13 protein-coding genes are annotated in these 15,723 nt (G+C 60.3%); 1 reads left to right on the top strand and 12 read right to left on the bottom strand.

All coding sequences use genetic code 11. The annotated features are described in order from the left end of the window. Positions 1-148 precede the first annotated feature (148 nt). From BZK31_RS12920 to BZK31_RS12870, 12 genes are all read right to left on the bottom strand, one after another. A complete protein-coding gene (locus tag BZK31_RS12920; protein ID WP_083183307.1) occupies positions 149-1,174 on the bottom strand; it encodes an ABC transporter permease in 1,026 nt (341 codons plus the stop codon). 56 nt (positions 1,175-1,230) lie between these two features. Continuing rightward, entirely contained in the window at positions 1,231-2,808 is a 1,578-nt protein-coding gene (locus BZK31_RS12915; protein WP_083183303.1) for a sugar ABC transporter ATP-binding protein, read from the bottom strand. A 61-nt stretch (positions 2,809-2,869) separates the two neighbouring features. Continuing rightward, entirely contained in the window at positions 2,870-3,799 is a 930-nt protein-coding gene (locus BZK31_RS12910; protein WP_083183297.1) for a sugar ABC transporter substrate-binding protein, read from the bottom strand. 71 nt (positions 3,800-3,870) lie between these two features. Further along, the gene (locus BZK31_RS29435; RefSeq protein ID WP_157900729.1) at positions 3,871-4,041 is read right to left on the bottom strand and encodes a hypothetical protein; all 171 of its coding nucleotides are present in this window, start codon (positions 4,039-4,041) and stop codon (positions 3,871-3,873) included. 234 nt (positions 4,042-4,275) lie between these two features. Next, positions 4,276-5,295 (bottom strand): Gfo/Idh/MocA family protein, encoded by a 1,020-nt coding sequence (locus tag BZK31_RS12905; protein ID WP_083183294.1) that lies wholly within the window; start codon positions 5,293-5,295, stop codon positions 4,276-4,278. A 70-nt stretch (positions 5,296-5,365) separates the two neighbouring features. Beyond that, complete coding sequence (gene iolG, locus BZK31_RS12900) at positions 5,366-6,376, bottom strand: bifunctional inositol 2-dehydrogenase/D-chiro-inositol 1-dehydrogenase (protein ID WP_083183292.1); 1,011 nt, start codon at positions 6,374-6,376, stop codon at positions 5,366-5,368. Positions 6,377-6,436: 60 nt separating this feature from the next. Further along, positions 6,437-8,374 carry a 3D-(3,5/4)-trihydroxycyclohexane-1,2-dione acylhydrolase (decyclizing) gene (iolD, locus tag BZK31_RS12895; RefSeq protein ID WP_083183289.1) on the bottom strand — a complete coding sequence of 646 codons (1,938 nt, stop codon included), beginning with the start codon at positions 8,372-8,374 and terminating at the stop codon, positions 6,437-6,439. 78 nt (positions 8,375-8,452) lie between these two features. Next, positions 8,453-9,280: a TIM barrel protein gene (locus BZK31_RS12890; protein ID WP_083183286.1), complete on the bottom strand. Its 828-nt coding sequence runs from the start codon at positions 9,278-9,280 to the stop codon at positions 8,453-8,455. Between the two features lie 33 nt (positions 9,281-9,313). After that, complete coding sequence (locus BZK31_RS12885) at positions 9,314-10,816, bottom strand: CoA-acylating methylmalonate-semialdehyde dehydrogenase (protein WP_083183283.1); 1,503 nt, start codon at positions 10,814-10,816, stop codon at positions 9,314-9,316. Positions 10,817-10,840: 24 nt separating this feature from the next. Continuing rightward, entirely contained in the window at positions 10,841-11,650 is an 810-nt protein-coding gene (iolB, locus tag BZK31_RS12880; protein WP_083183281.1) for a 5-deoxy-glucuronate isomerase, read from the bottom strand. Positions 11,651-11,663: 13 nt separating this feature from the next. Then, positions 11,664-12,563, bottom strand: coding sequence for a myo-inosose-2 dehydratase (gene iolE / locus BZK31_RS12875; RefSeq protein WP_083183279.1), 900 nt, complete (start codon positions 12,561-12,563; stop codon positions 11,664-11,666). A 45-nt stretch (positions 12,564-12,608) separates the two neighbouring features. Further along, positions 12,609-14,546 carry a bifunctional 5-dehydro-2-deoxygluconokinase/5-dehydro-2-deoxyphosphogluconate aldolase gene (locus BZK31_RS12870; protein WP_083183277.1) on the bottom strand — a complete coding sequence of 646 codons (1,938 nt, stop codon included), beginning with the start codon at positions 14,544-14,546 and terminating at the stop codon, positions 12,609-12,611. Positions 14,547-14,814: 268 nt separating this feature from the next. Here BZK31_RS12870 and BZK31_RS12865 point away from each other — a divergent pair, with 268 nt between their 5' ends. Continuing rightward, positions 14,815-15,723 (top strand): MurR/RpiR family transcriptional regulator, encoded by a 909-nt coding sequence (locus BZK31_RS12865; RefSeq protein ID WP_083183275.1) that lies wholly within the window; start codon positions 14,815-14,817, stop codon positions 15,721-15,723.

Genomic DNA, 15,723 nt, shown 5'->3' with positions numbered 1-15,723 from the left:
CAATTGCGGGATCGCCCCTGAAAAACGGGCACCAAACCATTATTGCCATCGGTTCGATGAGGGTCTGACCGGCGCAACCCCCATCGGTTCCAGCTTCCTTATAACGCACAAAAGGGCCTGACAGGCCCTTATGTGCGCATCGCGTGTTTTAGCGTTTGGTCTTGCGCTTGTTCCGGTACTGATCGATCACCACCGCCACGACAATGATCAGCCCCTTGATGATGTCCTGAACGTAGGCGTCCACGCCGATGAACGTGAACCCGCTGGCCATGACGCCGAGAATCAGCGCACCGATCACGGTGCCGGTGATACGCCCTACGCCGCCGGCCAGGCTGGTGCCACCGATCACTGCCGCGGCGATGGCGTCCAGCTCATAGGACATGCCCATGCCGGCCTGACCGGTGGCGGCCCGCGCCGATGCGACCACGCCGGCCAGCCCGGCCAGCAGTCCGGCAATACTGTAGACAATGACCAGATGGCGCTTGACGTTGATCCCGGAAGTACGCGCTGCCTGCATGTTGCCGCCGATGGCATAGGTGTACTTGCCATACTTGGTGTAACGCAACGCGATGTGAAAGATCACCGCGACCACCAGGAAGATAATCACCGGCATGGCCCCCTGACCGATCGCGGTATAGGAGTCCGACAGCATGCTGACCGGCTGGCCTTCGGTGTAGAAACGCGCCAGACCGCGAGCGGACACCATCATGCCCAGCGTGGCGATGAAGGGTGGAATACCGGTAATGGCAATGATGCTGCCGTTGATCGCACCGGCCAGCAATCCGACCCCAAGGCCGACTACGACGGGTATCCAGACCGGCAGATCGGTCAGCGAAGGAAATACGGCGCGGGAGAAATCCGAGGTTTGCGCAAGGCTTGCGGCAATCATCGCCGACAGGGCCAGCACCGAGCCTGACGACAGGTCAATGCCGGTCGTGATGATCACCTGCGTCACACCGATCGCCAGCAGACCGATGATCGACACTTGCAGGATCATCAGCACCAGCCGCTGCGAATTGAGCAGGAAGCTCTGGTCGCGGACGATCCAGCCAAACAGTTCGAAGATCAGGCCGATGCCGATCAGCACCAGAAAAATACTCAGCTCGGTCGGCAGTCGTCGTTTGCTCTTGGTCGGCGACAGCGCCGGTTTGTTCTGCAGGATTGCGTTGCTCATGGTGTCTACCCTCTTGTTCTTGTTCTGGCGTTCGTCGAAAGGCCGGTCCTGCGTAGTCACTGGACCCGATGGCCGGACGCCAGATGCATGACGTTTTCCTGGGTCGCTTCACCGCGCGCCAGAATGCCCATCATTTCGCCCTCATGCATGACCATCACCCGGTCGCTCATGCCCAGCACCTCAGGCAACTCCGATGAAATCATGATGACTGCCATGCCTTCGCTGGCCAGCAGCGAGATCAGCCGATAGATCTCGGCCTTGGCCCCGACGTCGATGCCGCGTGTCGGTTCGTCGAGGATCAACACTCGGGGATTGGTCATCAGCCAGCGTGCCAACAAGGCTTTCTGCTGATTGCCGCCGGACAGGGTGTCGATGCACTGCTCCAGCGACGGCGTCTTGACCCGCAGTTTCTTGCACATGTCCTCGCAAAGTGCGCGCAAGGCCTTCTGTTTGACGAAACCGTTACCGGCGTAATTGGCCAGCACCGCCATTTCCATGTTTTCCATCACGGAAAGGCAGGGAAACAGCCCGGTCAGCTTGCGGTCCTCGGTCAGCAGCGCGAATCCCAGGCCGATGGCCTGATGAGGGTCTGCGATGCGCACCGCCGCGCCATCAAAATGGATTTCCCCGCCATCGCTGGGCGTGATGCCGAACAGGGTTTCGGCAATGTTGGTCCTGCCGGAGCCCATGAGCCCGGCAATCCCGAGAATCTCGCCAGCGTGCAGGTCGAACGAAACGTCCTGAAAAACGCCGTCCAGCCTTAGATCGCGCACGGAAAGCAGCAAATCACCCATCGGTTTTTCACGCTCGGGAAACAGCTGGGTCAGCTCGCGGCCCACCATCATGGAGATCAGGCTGTCGCCATCCATGCTCTCGGCACGTTGCAGGCCGATGTAGCAGCCGTCCCGAAACACCGCCACCTCATCGGCGATCTCGAACACCTCGCTCATCTTGTGCGTGATGTAAACGATGCCCTTGCCCTGCGCTCGCAAGTCGCCAATGATCGAAAACAGATGCGCGACTTCGGTTTCGGTGATCGCCGACGTCGGTTCATCCATGATCAGCACGTCGGAGTCGTAGGACACCGCCTTGGCAATCTCCACCATCTGCCGCTCGGCAATGCTCAGATTGCCCACCAGCTCTTCCGGATCAAGCTTGATGCGCAGGCGCTCGAGCAATTCGGCGGTGCAGCGAAACATTTCCCGGTGGTCGATCATGTGCAGGCCGTTGAGTTGTTCGCGGCCTATCCAGATGTTCTCGGCGATGCTCATGAACGGCATCAGGTTGAGTTCCTGGTGGATCATGGCGATGCCGGACTTCAGCGCCGCCAGCGGCGTGTCGAACGTGACCGGCTTGCCGCGCAGACGAATCTCACCGGCGTCGGGTTGATAGATGCCGGCGATGATTTTCATGAGGGTCGATTTACCGGCACCGTTCTCACCCATCAGCGCCAGCACGCTGCCGGGGCGGACTCGCAGTTGCACATCATTGAGCGCAATGACGCCGGGGAACCCCTTGCTGATGTTGCTGATTTCCAGCAGGTAAGGCGGCTGGGGCTGCGAGGCGTCGTGACCTGCACTACCGGAAGACGAGTCGCGCTTGACGGGCGTGGTGGCAGTAGCTGAACCGGACATGGTGACAAGCTCCTCGAGCGACAGGCGATGGCCCGAAGGCCACCGGACCCGTCGGCTGTTTTTATTTGAAAGAAACGACGTTTTCAGGCGTTATCAGTTGGTACGGAATGACAATGGCCTGGGACTCGAGCTTTTCCTTTTTGGCCATTTTCACTGCGGCGTCCACTGCGCCATTGGCCTGCCCTTTGGCGTCCTGATAAACCGAGACGGTCAGGTCGCCTCTGTTCACGGCGTTGAGCCCGTCGGGCGTGCCATCGACACCCGCCACGAACACGGTGCCTTTCTTGATGCCAGCCTGTTTCAGGGCCATCGCGGCACCGATCGCCATTTCGTCGTTATTGGCCAGTACGGCGTTGAATTCCTTGCCTTGAGTAATCCAGTCGTTGGTCAGGTCCATGCCTTTCTGACGCAGCCAGGTGCCAGTCTGCTCCTGGTCGATCTTGATGTTCGGGTATTTTTTCAGAACTTCCTTTACGCCATCGGTCCGGCCTTTCGTGGAATTGTTCGCCAGATCGCCCAGCAGAATCATTACACTGCCCTTGCCACCCATCTTGTCGGCGATGTACTGCATTTGCAGGCGGCCCGCTTCCATGTCATCGGACGTTACAGTTGCGACGCCCTCCGGCAGCTTCGGATCATCCGGACGGCGGTTGACGTACACCAGCGGAATACCGGCAGCGACCGCTATCTTGGTGATCCTGGCGGTGGCCGCCGTGTCGACCGGGTTGACGATCAATGCGTCGACTTTCTTGCCGATCAGTTCCTGCACCTGGTCGAGTTGCTTGTTCACATCGGCCCGGGCATCGACAAATTGCAGGGTCACGCCATCGGGCATGGTCTTGGCCTTGGCAGTCATGTCCTCACGCAGGTAAGTCAGCCAGGTGTCGTCAAACTGAGACATGGCTACACCAACCTTGACATCGGCCAGGGCGGCTCCGCTGCCCAGCATCAGCGCAAGGGCCAGAGAGGTGAAGCGAATCGGGGTCTTCATGAGGGTCTGTCTCCAAATTCTTGTTGTTGTTCGGACTTGGTAAAGACGTAGCAATGAAGCTGTAGAGCGCGTTATTCCGGCAAACGAACGCCGGTTGCACCGGGAATGCAGAACAGCAGCGCATCCTTGTGGCGCACGCACATGCCACGCGCGACGACGGTCAGGAATCGCTCCATGAGCCGGATCCAGAATGCAGAGGGAACAAAACGGTTGGCGCGAGCGTCAGGGCTGGGGGTTTTCATCGACAGTACCTATCTTGTTTTTGTTGGCGTGTCCCCGGTGATGTTCAGACGCGTCTGACAGCCCGGATGATTCGATAGTCGGTAACCTGAAAAAGACTCTATTGGAAAATATTTTCCAATTCAACTGGTTTTAGAATTTATTCTGTTTTTTCTTCTGCCGTTCCTTGAATGCAAGAAAGCCCGACGCCCTTGAGGGTGCCGGGCTAACCAAATGCGCACTGGTGGCTCGAATCGTTACAGAACCACGACACATCCCTGACGAGCGCTCAACCGCGCCGCGTCCATGACCACTGCAGAAGCCACCGCATCCTTCGCGTCCACCGGTAAAGCCCCCTGACCCTCAAAGGCGTCCTGCAATTGGCGATAGAACTCCAGCCAGCAGCCACGCTCGGACGGCACCCTCTCGCGATGATCGCCCTGTTCGAACCAGCCCCAGCGCCGGTGTTCCTCCACGCCCCAGCGCTCGCCTTCTGAACGGGGCGTCAGCCCGGCGAAGGCCGCTGCTTCCTGACCGTCCAGTCCTTCGACGCTGTAGCAGCCCTGGGACCCGCTGACCCGGAAGCGTGGCTTGGGGGTGTTCTGCAGGCAACTGCCGGACAGGTGGGAAACCACACCACTGGCATGGGTCAGTGAGACGAAGAACGTGTGATCCAGTTCATCGTCTGGAGCGGCGAACTGCAGTTCGGCATACACCCGATCCACCGGCCCGAACAGCACCAGCGCCTGATCCACCAGATGGCTGCCCAGATCACGCAGCACGCCACCGCCACTGGCCTTGCCGACCGAGCGTGGCGAATAGCGCTCGATGCCCGACTCGAAGCGGCTGATCGCGCCCAGTACCTGGTTGTCGATCAACTTGCGCACGGTAAGGAAATCCGAATCCCAGCGTCGATTCTGATAAACGCTGAGCAGAACGCCACGCCGCTCGGCGGCTTCGACCAGCATTCGTGCCTGCGCGGCATCGTTGGCAAACGGCTTGTCACTGACCACGCCGACGCCCAGTTCGATGGCCTCCAGTATCAAGGCCGGTCGCGCCGCCAGCGGCGTTGAAATCACCACCACATCAACTCCGGCAGCGACCAGATCAGCCAGCGTGTCGAACGTGGCCAGGCCAGGATGATCACCGGCCACTTCCTGCCTGCGCTCGGGCGAACGCGTCACCACGCCCACGAAGGTTGCGCCGGGTAGACTCGAAAGCAGCGTCGCATGAAAGTAACGCCCTCCCTTGCCGTAGCCCACCAGTCCTGCTCGCATGGCTTTCTCCTGTCCAGCAATAGTCAAAAAACGTAGGCCCTGGCCGACATGTGCGTCGCACAGACACTGGTCAGCGGTAGAACGCGGGTCGCTGTTCCAGATTGACCGGTACGATCGCTCCACTGCCCTGCGCCTCGATGCACGCATCGGCGGCGACCGCAGCGCAATAACCGTCCCACGCCGAAGGGCCGTTGATAGTGCCTGCACTGACCCCATCAATGAAAGCCTGCAGCTCGACGTCATAGGCGGCAATGAAGCGGTCCTTCCAGTCCATCAGAATCGCATTGGACAACTTGGCCTGGCTACGCAGCTGCACTTGCGAAGGCTCCGGCAGTTTCGCAATACCGGTCTCGCCGACCACTTCGCACTGAATGTCATAGCCGTACTGGCAATTGACGAAGACTTCGACATCGATGCGGGTGCCGCGCGCGGTTTCCAGCATCACAATCTGCGGATCACGCATGTGCGAAAGTGCCTTGCTGGTCTTGCGCGGGAACACCACCTGCACCGATACGTAGTCATCGTTGAGCAACCAGCGCAGCACATCGAGCTCATGAATCAGGGTGTCGGTAATCGCCATGTCGGTCTTGTAGTTCTCGCCAACCCTGGGGTTGCGATGCGCACAGTGCAGCATCAGCGGCTCGCCGATCTGACCGCTGTCGATTACCGCCTTCAGCGCACGATAACCCTGGTCGTACGGGCGCATGAAACCGACTTGTACCAGACGTCTGCCGCTGGCAATCTCAGCTTCGACGATGTGGCGGCAACCGGCCGCGGTCACGGCCAGCGGCTTTTCACAGAACACCGGTTTACCCGCAGCGATGGCGGCCAGCACATATTCTTCGTGGGTCGCGCCCCAGGAACAGACCAGCACCGCGTCCACATCCGGCGCGGCGATCAGCGCGTGGCCGTCACTGTACACCTCGGCGCTGATGCCCAGATCACTGACGACCCTGGCCGCCTGCACCAGATCGATGTCGGTGACCGCCACCACCTGACTGCCGAGCAGGGTTCGGCTGCAACGCCGGATATGATCCTGACCGATTGCGCCTGTACCGATCACACCTAGTTTCAAAGTCATTTCACTGTCCTGTATGAATGATTGTTCTTGTTCGAAGACGGTCTGCACAAAAGTGTGGAATCAATACTGGCGGGCCTTGGCCAGTTGCCGGGTGAGTTGCTGGTGAACCTGCTCGGCAGCACCGTTGATCGAGACCTCGGCCACACCGACCCGCCACCACGACAGGTAGTTGTGAATCATGGTCTTGGGCAGAACCTTGATGTCGATCAGCGTCGAGACGCTTTGGCGTTGCGCGTCGAGCAGCGCTTCGTGCAACTGCTCGGCGTTGCTGACCTTGTAGGTCTTGCAGCCGTAGGCCGCTGCGCTCATGGCGAAATCCACCGGCACGAAGTCGCCGTCCAGTTGGCCGGTCTGCGCGTTGCGAAACCGGAATTCGGTACCGAAACTGTTCATGCCATTGTTCATCTGCAGGTTGTTGATGCACCCGAAGGTCATGTTGTCCAGCAGCACAATGTTGATCTTGCGCCGCTCCTGGATGGAGGTGGCCAGCTCCGAATGCAGCATCATGTAGGAGCCGTCCCCTACCAGCGCGAACACTTCACGGTCCGGCTGGGCCAGCTTCACGCCCAATGCGGCGTTGACCTCGTAACCCATGCAGGAGTAACCGTATTCGACGTGGTAGGTGTCCACGCCGGTACTGCGCCAGGCGCGTTGCAGATCACCGGGCAGGCTGCCCGCGGCGGCAACGATCACCGCGTCTTCGGGCAGGTTGTGGTTGAGAATACCCAGCACCCGGCTTTGCGTGAGGCAAGACCCGGTTAGCTCGATGAATTCGCGCAACACCGCCGGGTCCATGTGGTCGTTGATTTCCGGGACGAAGTCCTGGTTCTGATATTCGACGGCGTAGAGCCGGTCGACCTCGGCATCCAGCTCGGCCTTGGCAGCGCGCGGTGCATCGCCCCAGGCCGCCCGGTAATCTGAAGCCTGCAGGCTTTCCGTCAGCGCCTGCAAGGCGAGCTGCGCATCCGCCAGCACTTGCACGCCGTCCAGCTTCTGCACGTCGAACGCGCCGACGTTGAGGTTGAGAAACTGCACGTCCGGGTTCTGGAACAGCCATTTTGACGCGGTGGTGAAATCGCTGTAGCGGGTGCCCACGCCAATGATCAGATCGGCTTCCCTTGCCAGACGGTTGGCCGCCACCGTGCCGGTCTCGCCAATGCCGCCCAGGTTCAATGGATGTGCCGAAACGATGGCACTTTTGCCCGCCTGGGTTTCCGCGAAGGGAATGGCGAAACGCTCGGCGAACGCCTGCAACGCCTGTGCGGCGCCGGAATAACGGACACCGCCACCGCAGATCAGCATCGGCTTGCGCTTGCCCTTGAGCAGCGTCAGCGCGTCGTCGAGCATGGCCTTGCTGGGCGGACGACGGTCGATGCGATGCACGCGCTTGCTCAGGAAGCTGTCGGGGTAGTCCCAGGCTTCGGCCTGAACGTCCTGCGGCAGCGCCAGCGTCACCGCACCGGTTTCGGCCGGATCGGTCAGCACGCGCATGGCATTGAGGGCTGCGCTCATCAACTGCTCCGGACGATTGATCCGGTCCCAGTATTTGCTGACAGCCTTGAACGCGTCGTTGGTACTGATACTCAGGTCGTGGAACTGTTCGATCTGCTGCAACACCGGATCCGGCTGGCGGCTGGCGTAGACATCGCCGGGCAACAGCAACAACGGAATGCGATTGGCCGACGCCGTGGCCGCAGCCGTTATCATGTTGGCCGCGCCAGGCCCGACGGACGACGTGCAGGCGTAGATTTTGCGCCGCAGGTTCTGCTTGGCAAAACCGATCGCCGCGTGGCACATGCCCTGCTCGTTGCGGCCCTGATGGACGACCAGATCGCCGCTGTCCTGCTCCAGTGCCTGGCCCAGACCCAGCACGTTGCCGTGACCAAAAATGGTGAACACGCCAGCGACAAACTTGCTCTGCACGCCATCGACTTCGACGTACTGGTTATCGAGAAACTTCACCAGAGCCTGTGCCATGGTCAGTCGGGTGGTACTCATGCTTGCACCTTGTTGTTGTTTGAGGTGGAAGGTGTCGTTGATTGCACCGCCATGTTGCGGGAGTTGCTCCTGGGATCGTCAGACCGGAGAAACGCTTTGGGACAGATGCGCCATGCTCGCCGATACCGCGTGCTCGATGTCGTCCAGCGCATGAACACTGTCGGCGAAAGGCTCGAAGGATAAATAGCCGCGATAGCCACCCCCCAGCAATCGCCCGATCTGCGCCGCGTTACCCAGAATATCCGCTTCGCCGACCAGTACCCGGTGGCCGTCGCGAATGCTGTTGAGCGGGGCCTCGGCATCCTCGACACCGGAAATGTGCACCAGGCCCGTCAGCTCCGGGAACAACTCGACTTCACCCGCCAGATGATGGTGAAAAGTGTCGTGAACCAGACGAAACACATCCAGCCCGCCAACGTTGCGGATCGCTTCGACAGCCTGGCGCTTGAGGCGTAGCGAGCACTCCTCGAACCCCAACGGCTCGATGAAACCCAACAGGCCATGCTCGCGCAGGATCGGTCCCAGCGCCGTCAACGCAGTACGCAGACCGGCGGCACGCCGGGCACTGTTGCGCGGGTCGGCACGGTCGTTGAGCGGGCAAAGCACCAACCCCTGTGCACCGCAATCGCGTGCGTATTGCGCAAGCTGCGTCGCCTGCACGCGACGCTCCTCGTTCCAGACATCGAACGGGTACAGCGCATTGATCGACAGCACTTGCACGCCCTTGGCCGCGCACTGTTCCCGCACCTGGTGTGCGGGCGAGCCGTCCTCGGTCTCGACGCCTTTGAGGTCGTTGCGAATCTCGATGGCATCACTGCCCAGCCTGACCGCCAGGTCGAGGAATCCGGTCAGCGGCAGGTGCGGTGCAACCATTCGGTTGAGGGCAAAACGCAAAGGTTGGCTCATTATTGTTGTTCTCCACAGTCTGCTGAGGAAACGCTATTTGGCAGTCGGCATGCTGAATTCAGGCCCCTTGGCGATGCTGTCCGGCCAGCGCTGCATGACGCTCTTGTAGCGGCTGTAGAAGCGCAGGCCTTCTTCACCATAGGCGTGGTGGTCACCGAACAGCGAGCGCTTCCAGCCGCCGAACGAATGCCACGCCATGGGCACTGGAATCGGTACATTGATGCCCACCATGCCAACCTTGATTGAGCGGGCGAACGCGCGCGCCACGCCACCGTCGCTGGTGAAGCACGACACACCGTTGCCGAACTCGTGAGCGTTGATCAGCTCGACCGCGCTGGCGAAGTCAGGCGCATGCACGATGCCCAGTACCGGTCCGAAGATTTCCTCCTTGTAGATCTGCATATCTGGCGTGACCTGATCGAACAGCGTCGCGCCGACGAAAAAGCCCTTCTCGGCACCTGGCACCTTGAAATTGCGCCCATCGACGATCAGCTTCGCGCCTTCCTTTACGCCCTGCTCGATGTAACCCTCGACCTTGGCTTTGTGCACGGCGGTGACCAGCGGGCCCATGTCCGAGTCGGCGTTCATGCCGTTGCCGACCTTGAGCTGGTCGATGCGCGGCAACAGTTTGTCGATCAGCGCCTGCCCGACATCGCCGATCACCACAGCGATGGAGATCGCCATGCAGCGCTCGCCGGCCGAGCCGAAGGCGGCACCGATCAGTGCGTCGGCGGCCTGGTCCAGGTCGGCGTCAGGCATGACGATCATGTGGTTCTTGGCACCGCCCAGCGCCTGCACACGTTTGCCGTGCGCGGTACCCTGGCGATGAATGTATTCGGCAATCGGTGTCGAACCGACAAAGGACACCGCTTCGATATCCGGGTGCTGCAACAACGCATCGACCGCCACCTTGTCGCCCTGCACCACATTGAATACGCCATCGGGCAGTCCGGCTTCCTTGAGCAGGCGGGCCATCAGCAGGCTGGCCGAAGGATCGCGCTCGGACGGCTTGAGAATGAAGCAGTTGCCAGTGACCAGCGCCATGGGGATCATCCACAACGGCACCATCACCGGAAAGTTGAACGGCGTGACTCCGGCACAGACGCCCAGCGGCTGGCGCAGGTTCCAGTTGTCGATGCCGCCGCCGATGTTGTCACTGAAATCGCTCTTGAGCAGGCTCGGTGCGCCGCAGGCAAACTCGACGATCTCGATGCCCCGCACCACTTCGCCACGTGCGTCGGACAACACCTTGCCGTGCTCACGACAGATGATTTGTGCCAGTTCGTCATGATGCCGGTCCAGCAATTCCTTGAACTTGAACATCACCCGCGCGCGGCGCAGCGAGGACTGATCGGCCCAGCCCGGAAAAGCCGCCTTGGCGCAAGCGACCGCCTCGTCGACGGTCTTGACACTGGCCAGGGCAACGCGGGCCTGCACGCTGCCCAGCGCCGGGTTGAAGACGTCGCTGTAGCGCTCGCTATCGCCGTTGTGCACGCGTCCGTTGATGTAGTGGCCGATCACCGGTGACTCGCTCATCTGACTGACTCCAAAAAAGGGAAATTAAAGTTCCAGCAGCCAACTGTGCTGCGGATCGTTATGGAACTGCCACGCACGGGTCGGACCGGCCATCACGTTGAGGTAATAGGATTCGTAGCCGTAAGGCACGGTCACCGGGTGATAGCCCTTGGGCACCACGACCAGATCGCTGTTTTCCACGGCCATGGCCTGATCGATGCTGCGGTCGTCGGTGTAGACGCGCTGAAACACGAACCCTTGGGGCGGGTTGACCTGGTGGTAATAGGTTTCCTCAAGAAAACTCTCATGAGGCAAGTTGTCCAGGTCATGCTTGTGCGGCGGGTAGCTGGACGAATGGCCCGAAGGCGTACGCACTTCCACCACCAGCAGCGAATGCGCGACTTCAGTGTCTGGCAAGATGTCGCACACGTAACGGGTGTTGGCCTGTTTGCCGCGCACGCTGCGCTTCATGCTGTCAGGCGTGATCAGCCGTGCCGGGACTCGCTTGGTGCTATCGCCAGGCGCGGCGCAAACCGCCAGATGAGCCGGCCCCAGCGCGGTGAAATGCGCCTGGCTGTTGGGTGGCAGGTAGACGGCGAACGGCGACTTCTCTTCGAAGACAGAATGACGATCGCCAATGTTTTCCCAATTGAACGCGCCCTGCCCCGGTGCCTCGCCGCTGACGCTGGCATGACCGGTAAGCAGCACCACGCACAGCTCTTTTTCGCCAGCGCTCAAGGGCAGACGTTCTCCCGCTTCGAGACGGTAGGCCGCAAACCCGACGTAGTCGAGCGCGCCTTGTGGCAATGCCACAACGTCACGACCCTGAGCGTTGCTTTTGATCAACAGATTCATTGTCCAGTCCTCCTTATCGAGCGTCGGCCAGCAGCTGGCGCAGTGTCTCGTAGCCTTTACTGGCGTAGATGTAACTGGGCGCGACCGCCGGGTCCTGTTCGGCCTCGACCACCAGCCAGCCGTTGTAATCAGCCTTCAACAGGACGTTCAGCAGCGCCGAAAAATCAATATCGCCATCACCCGGCACAGTGAAGGTGCCGTTGATAATGCAGTCCGGAAAGCTCCAGAGATTGTTACGCGCCAGTTGCACGACAGGCTTGCGCACGTCTTTGAAATGCACATGACAGACACGATCGATGTGCCGGCTCAGAACCTCGAGCGGCTCGCCGCCACCCATGTAGCAATGCCCCGAATCGAACAGCAGACCGACTTCGCTGCCCGTCAGCGCCATCAGACGATCGATGTCCTGCGGCGACTCGATGTACGCGCCCATGTGGTGGTGATAGGCCAGACGTACGCCCTGCGACAGCGTAAAGCGAGCAAGTTCGGTGAGCTTGTCGGCGTATTCGCGCCAGGCTTCGTCGGTATGGAAGCGCGGGCGTTCGACCAGAGGAATGCGCTGACCCTGAATCGAGTCGGCGACCTCGCCATACACCAGCACCGAAGCACCGTTTTGCGCCAGCAATTGGACATGGGAAGCGATGGCTTCAATTTCTTCGGCAACCGAGCGGCGCGCCAGCCGACTGGAGTACCAGCCGGAAACCAGCGCCAAGTCGTAAGGACGCAACACATCACCGACGCCTTTGGCGTCTTTGGGAAACTTGCCGTTGAGCTCGAACCCTTCGTAGCCGATGGCTTTGCCTTCACTCAGCGCGGTACTGAGCGGCGTTTCACCGCCCAGCGCTGGCAGGTCATCGTTGCTCCAGGAAATCGGGTTGATGCCGATGCGGATTTTAGGTACGGAAGCGGGCATGGCTGGACCTTTTTGTTGTTATCACAGCGTCAGTGACGATTGGCTTCAGGCGCGGCTTTCTCGCCAGGACTCGATCAACCAGTTGAACGTGCTCTGCACTCGGGCGACCAGGGTGGCGTCATCGATCTCACCGGCCATCCAGGCCCGGCTCGGTTCACGAAAAATCGTCCGGCCAACGGCAAACCCCTGACAGGTGACACTGTGACGTGCGGCGGAAAACCCGGCCGCCAGGTCTTCGACCGGCGCGTTCAGGCCCAACAGAACGACGCCACGGCAATACGGATCGCGCTCCTGAATCAGTGCATCCAGTTGCTGCCAGACCTCGGCAGTCTGCGCTTCGATCTTCCACCACGCAGGATAGATGCCCAGATTGTACAAACGCTTCAGCGCACGCAGCATTACGTCGGCATAGGTCGAGGGATGATCCTTGGGCGGGATGATTTCCAGCAGGAGTTCATGCCCGCTGACTCTGGACGCGTCATAGAGTGCCTTGATCTGCGCTTCCTGTTCGAGACGCAACATCGGCTCGTCATCGGGGTGGTATTGCACCAGGCACTTGATGATCTGCTCCTGCGGCCAATTGATCAGGTTGCTGCCGATCGACCGACCATGCTCGAACGCCAGGGGTCTGGAGCCCTGGATTTCCACCGGACGAGCCACCCACCAGCCTCGGCCGGTGGCGGCATTAAGGGCGTCCTGCCCGAAGCGTTGATCGGCAAGCAGCCCGACATCGGCTTCGATGCCACGCTTGCGCAAGTCATTTTCGACCTGCGCCACCGCCTGTACGAACAACTGCTTGATATGACTGATGCTGCTCAGGTCCCGACCCGCCTGCTGCGCCAGCTCGACCAACTGTCCGCGATGATCGAACGCAAATATGAACAATTGGCGCCATTGTCTGCGCGGCACGCTGACCTGATGCAAACGTTGCAGGCTCACGTCCCGATCCGGACGGGTCACCGGCTCCGGGCTGTTGAGCAGATAATCCAGTTCGGCAGGTGTCGGCATGGCAGGCGCGCAGGCATGGCGCGACACCACCAGACCGCCACAGGCATTGGCCAGTTGGCAGCAGCGCTCGTCACTGGCATCGTTCAGCCAACCGCTGAGAAACCCGGACATGAAAGCATCGCCCGCCCCCAGCACGTTGAGCACCTCGACGCGAACGCCCGGGTAAATCGCGCCATCTTCGAGACGCGCAGGAATCGCGCCGTGAATCACCGTGCAACCCTGCGGGCCGAGTTTGACCACCAAGGTTGCGGCAGTGAGTTCACGCACGGTTCGCAAGGCCGTGAGCAGATCGGGTGCGCCGCCTGCAATCAGGAACTCTTCTTCGGTGCCGACGATCAGGTCGAAACGCGGCAGAATCCGCTGAACATGCTGACTGACAGTGTGATCGGCGACGAAGCGGGTCTCGCCATCGGCTTTACCGGCAAGCCCCCAGAGCACCGGGCGGTAATCGATGTCCAGCACTCTGTGAACGTGATGCTTCTGCGCATAATCAAGCGCCTGAATACTGGCCTTGAACACCTGATCGGTAGAAAAATGCGTGCCGGTGATCAGCAGCGCCTTGCTGGATGCGATCTGCTGTTCATCGATGTCTTCGGCACGCAGGGCCATGTCGGCGCAGTTCTCGCGATAGAACACCAGCGGAAAGGTTTCACGGTCCTTCAAACCCAGCAACACCATGGCGGTCAGGCGCTCGGGGTCGCGCTTGATCGCGCTGACGTCACAGCCTTCGCGGGCCAGCGACTCGACCAGAAAACGCCCCATGTGATCGTCGCCAACGCGACTGAGCATGGCTGACTTCAAGCCCAGACGCGCCGTGCCGAACGCGATGTTGGCCGACGAACCGCCCAGGTACTTGGCGAAACTGGAAACGTCCTCCAGGCGGGCGCCCACCTGCTGTGCATAGAGATCGACGCCCAGACGTCCAAGACAGATAAGATCCAACTGACGCCCGGTAGCAAAGCGTGTCTGGCCCATGGTGGCTCCTGTTATTTTTATCAGCCTGCATTGCATGCATCAGGTGCGCACAATGCCTTTGTGAATAAAGCCTAAAACGTCCTGCGGCATCAATCAATATTTATTCTATAATTTTTTCTTGTGGAATATTTTTTCCATATGCTAACGCAAGTGCTGGCACACTGGGCGGGCAGGTGCGATATAGTTCCCAATCCTGCCGGAGGCAGCCTTTATTGTCGGGGGCCTCTCAATGCGTGAATGCCCCGGAAAAACGTAAGAAGGATTGACTATGAACAGCACCGATCAGCCGACTCTGCCTGACGCCAATGTCGACCTGCCGCCAGGCAGTGCCGAGGGTCTGTTGCGGCTGATCACCGACGAGTACGACGCCCTGCCCCGTCAGCTCAAGCGCATTGCCAGCTACATGAGCCAGCAGAGCGACCGGATTATGGTCGACCGGATCAGCGACATCGCACGTGAATGCGAGGTGCATCCGTCGGCCATCGTGCGTTTTTCGCAACGTTTCGGGTTCAGCGGCTTCAGCGAGATGCAGGCGTTGTTCCGCGAGGCCTATACGCACAAAACCACGCCCGTACAGAACTACCAGCAGCGCATCCGCAGCATGATCGCGAACAAATCGCACAAGGCCAGCGGCGGTGATCTGGCGCGTGAATGCGTGCACGCGACCCTGTCCGGGCTGGAGCGGCTGGGTGCGGACCTGGACGACGAAGAGTTCGACAAGGCCGTGGACCTGGTGATCAACGCCGACAATATCTATGTGGTCGGCGTGCGTCGCTCATTCGCCGTGGCTGACTACCTGGTCTACAACCTGCAGCACACCAACAAGCGCATCCACCTGATATCGGGGCTTGGCGGCAGTTATCGCGAGCAGATGCGCAGCGTGCGGGCCAATGATCTGGTGATTGCCATCAGCTTCACACCGTACGGCAAGGAAACCCAGCATTGCCTGCGCATCGCCCAGCATCATCAGGCCAAGACCCTGATCATCACTGACAGCAACCTGTCGCCACTGGCCAAGCGCGCCAACTCGGTGTTGCTGGTCAATGAGGGCAGCTCGTTCGCGTTCCGCTCCCTGAGTGCAACACTGTGCCTGTGTCAGGCGCTGTTCATCGCAGTGGCGTATCGCCTGGAACTCAAAGTCGACGAAATCCACGAGCAGGTGGGATTCGACGACTGA

Source organism: Pseudomonas floridensis, from assembly GCF_002087235.1.
GTDB lineage: Bacteria > Pseudomonadota > Gammaproteobacteria > Pseudomonadales > Pseudomonadaceae > Aquipseudomonas > Aquipseudomonas floridensis.
The sequence above is the reverse complement of the archived record's forward strand: the minus strand, read 5'-3'. Positions and strand labels throughout refer to the sequence as shown.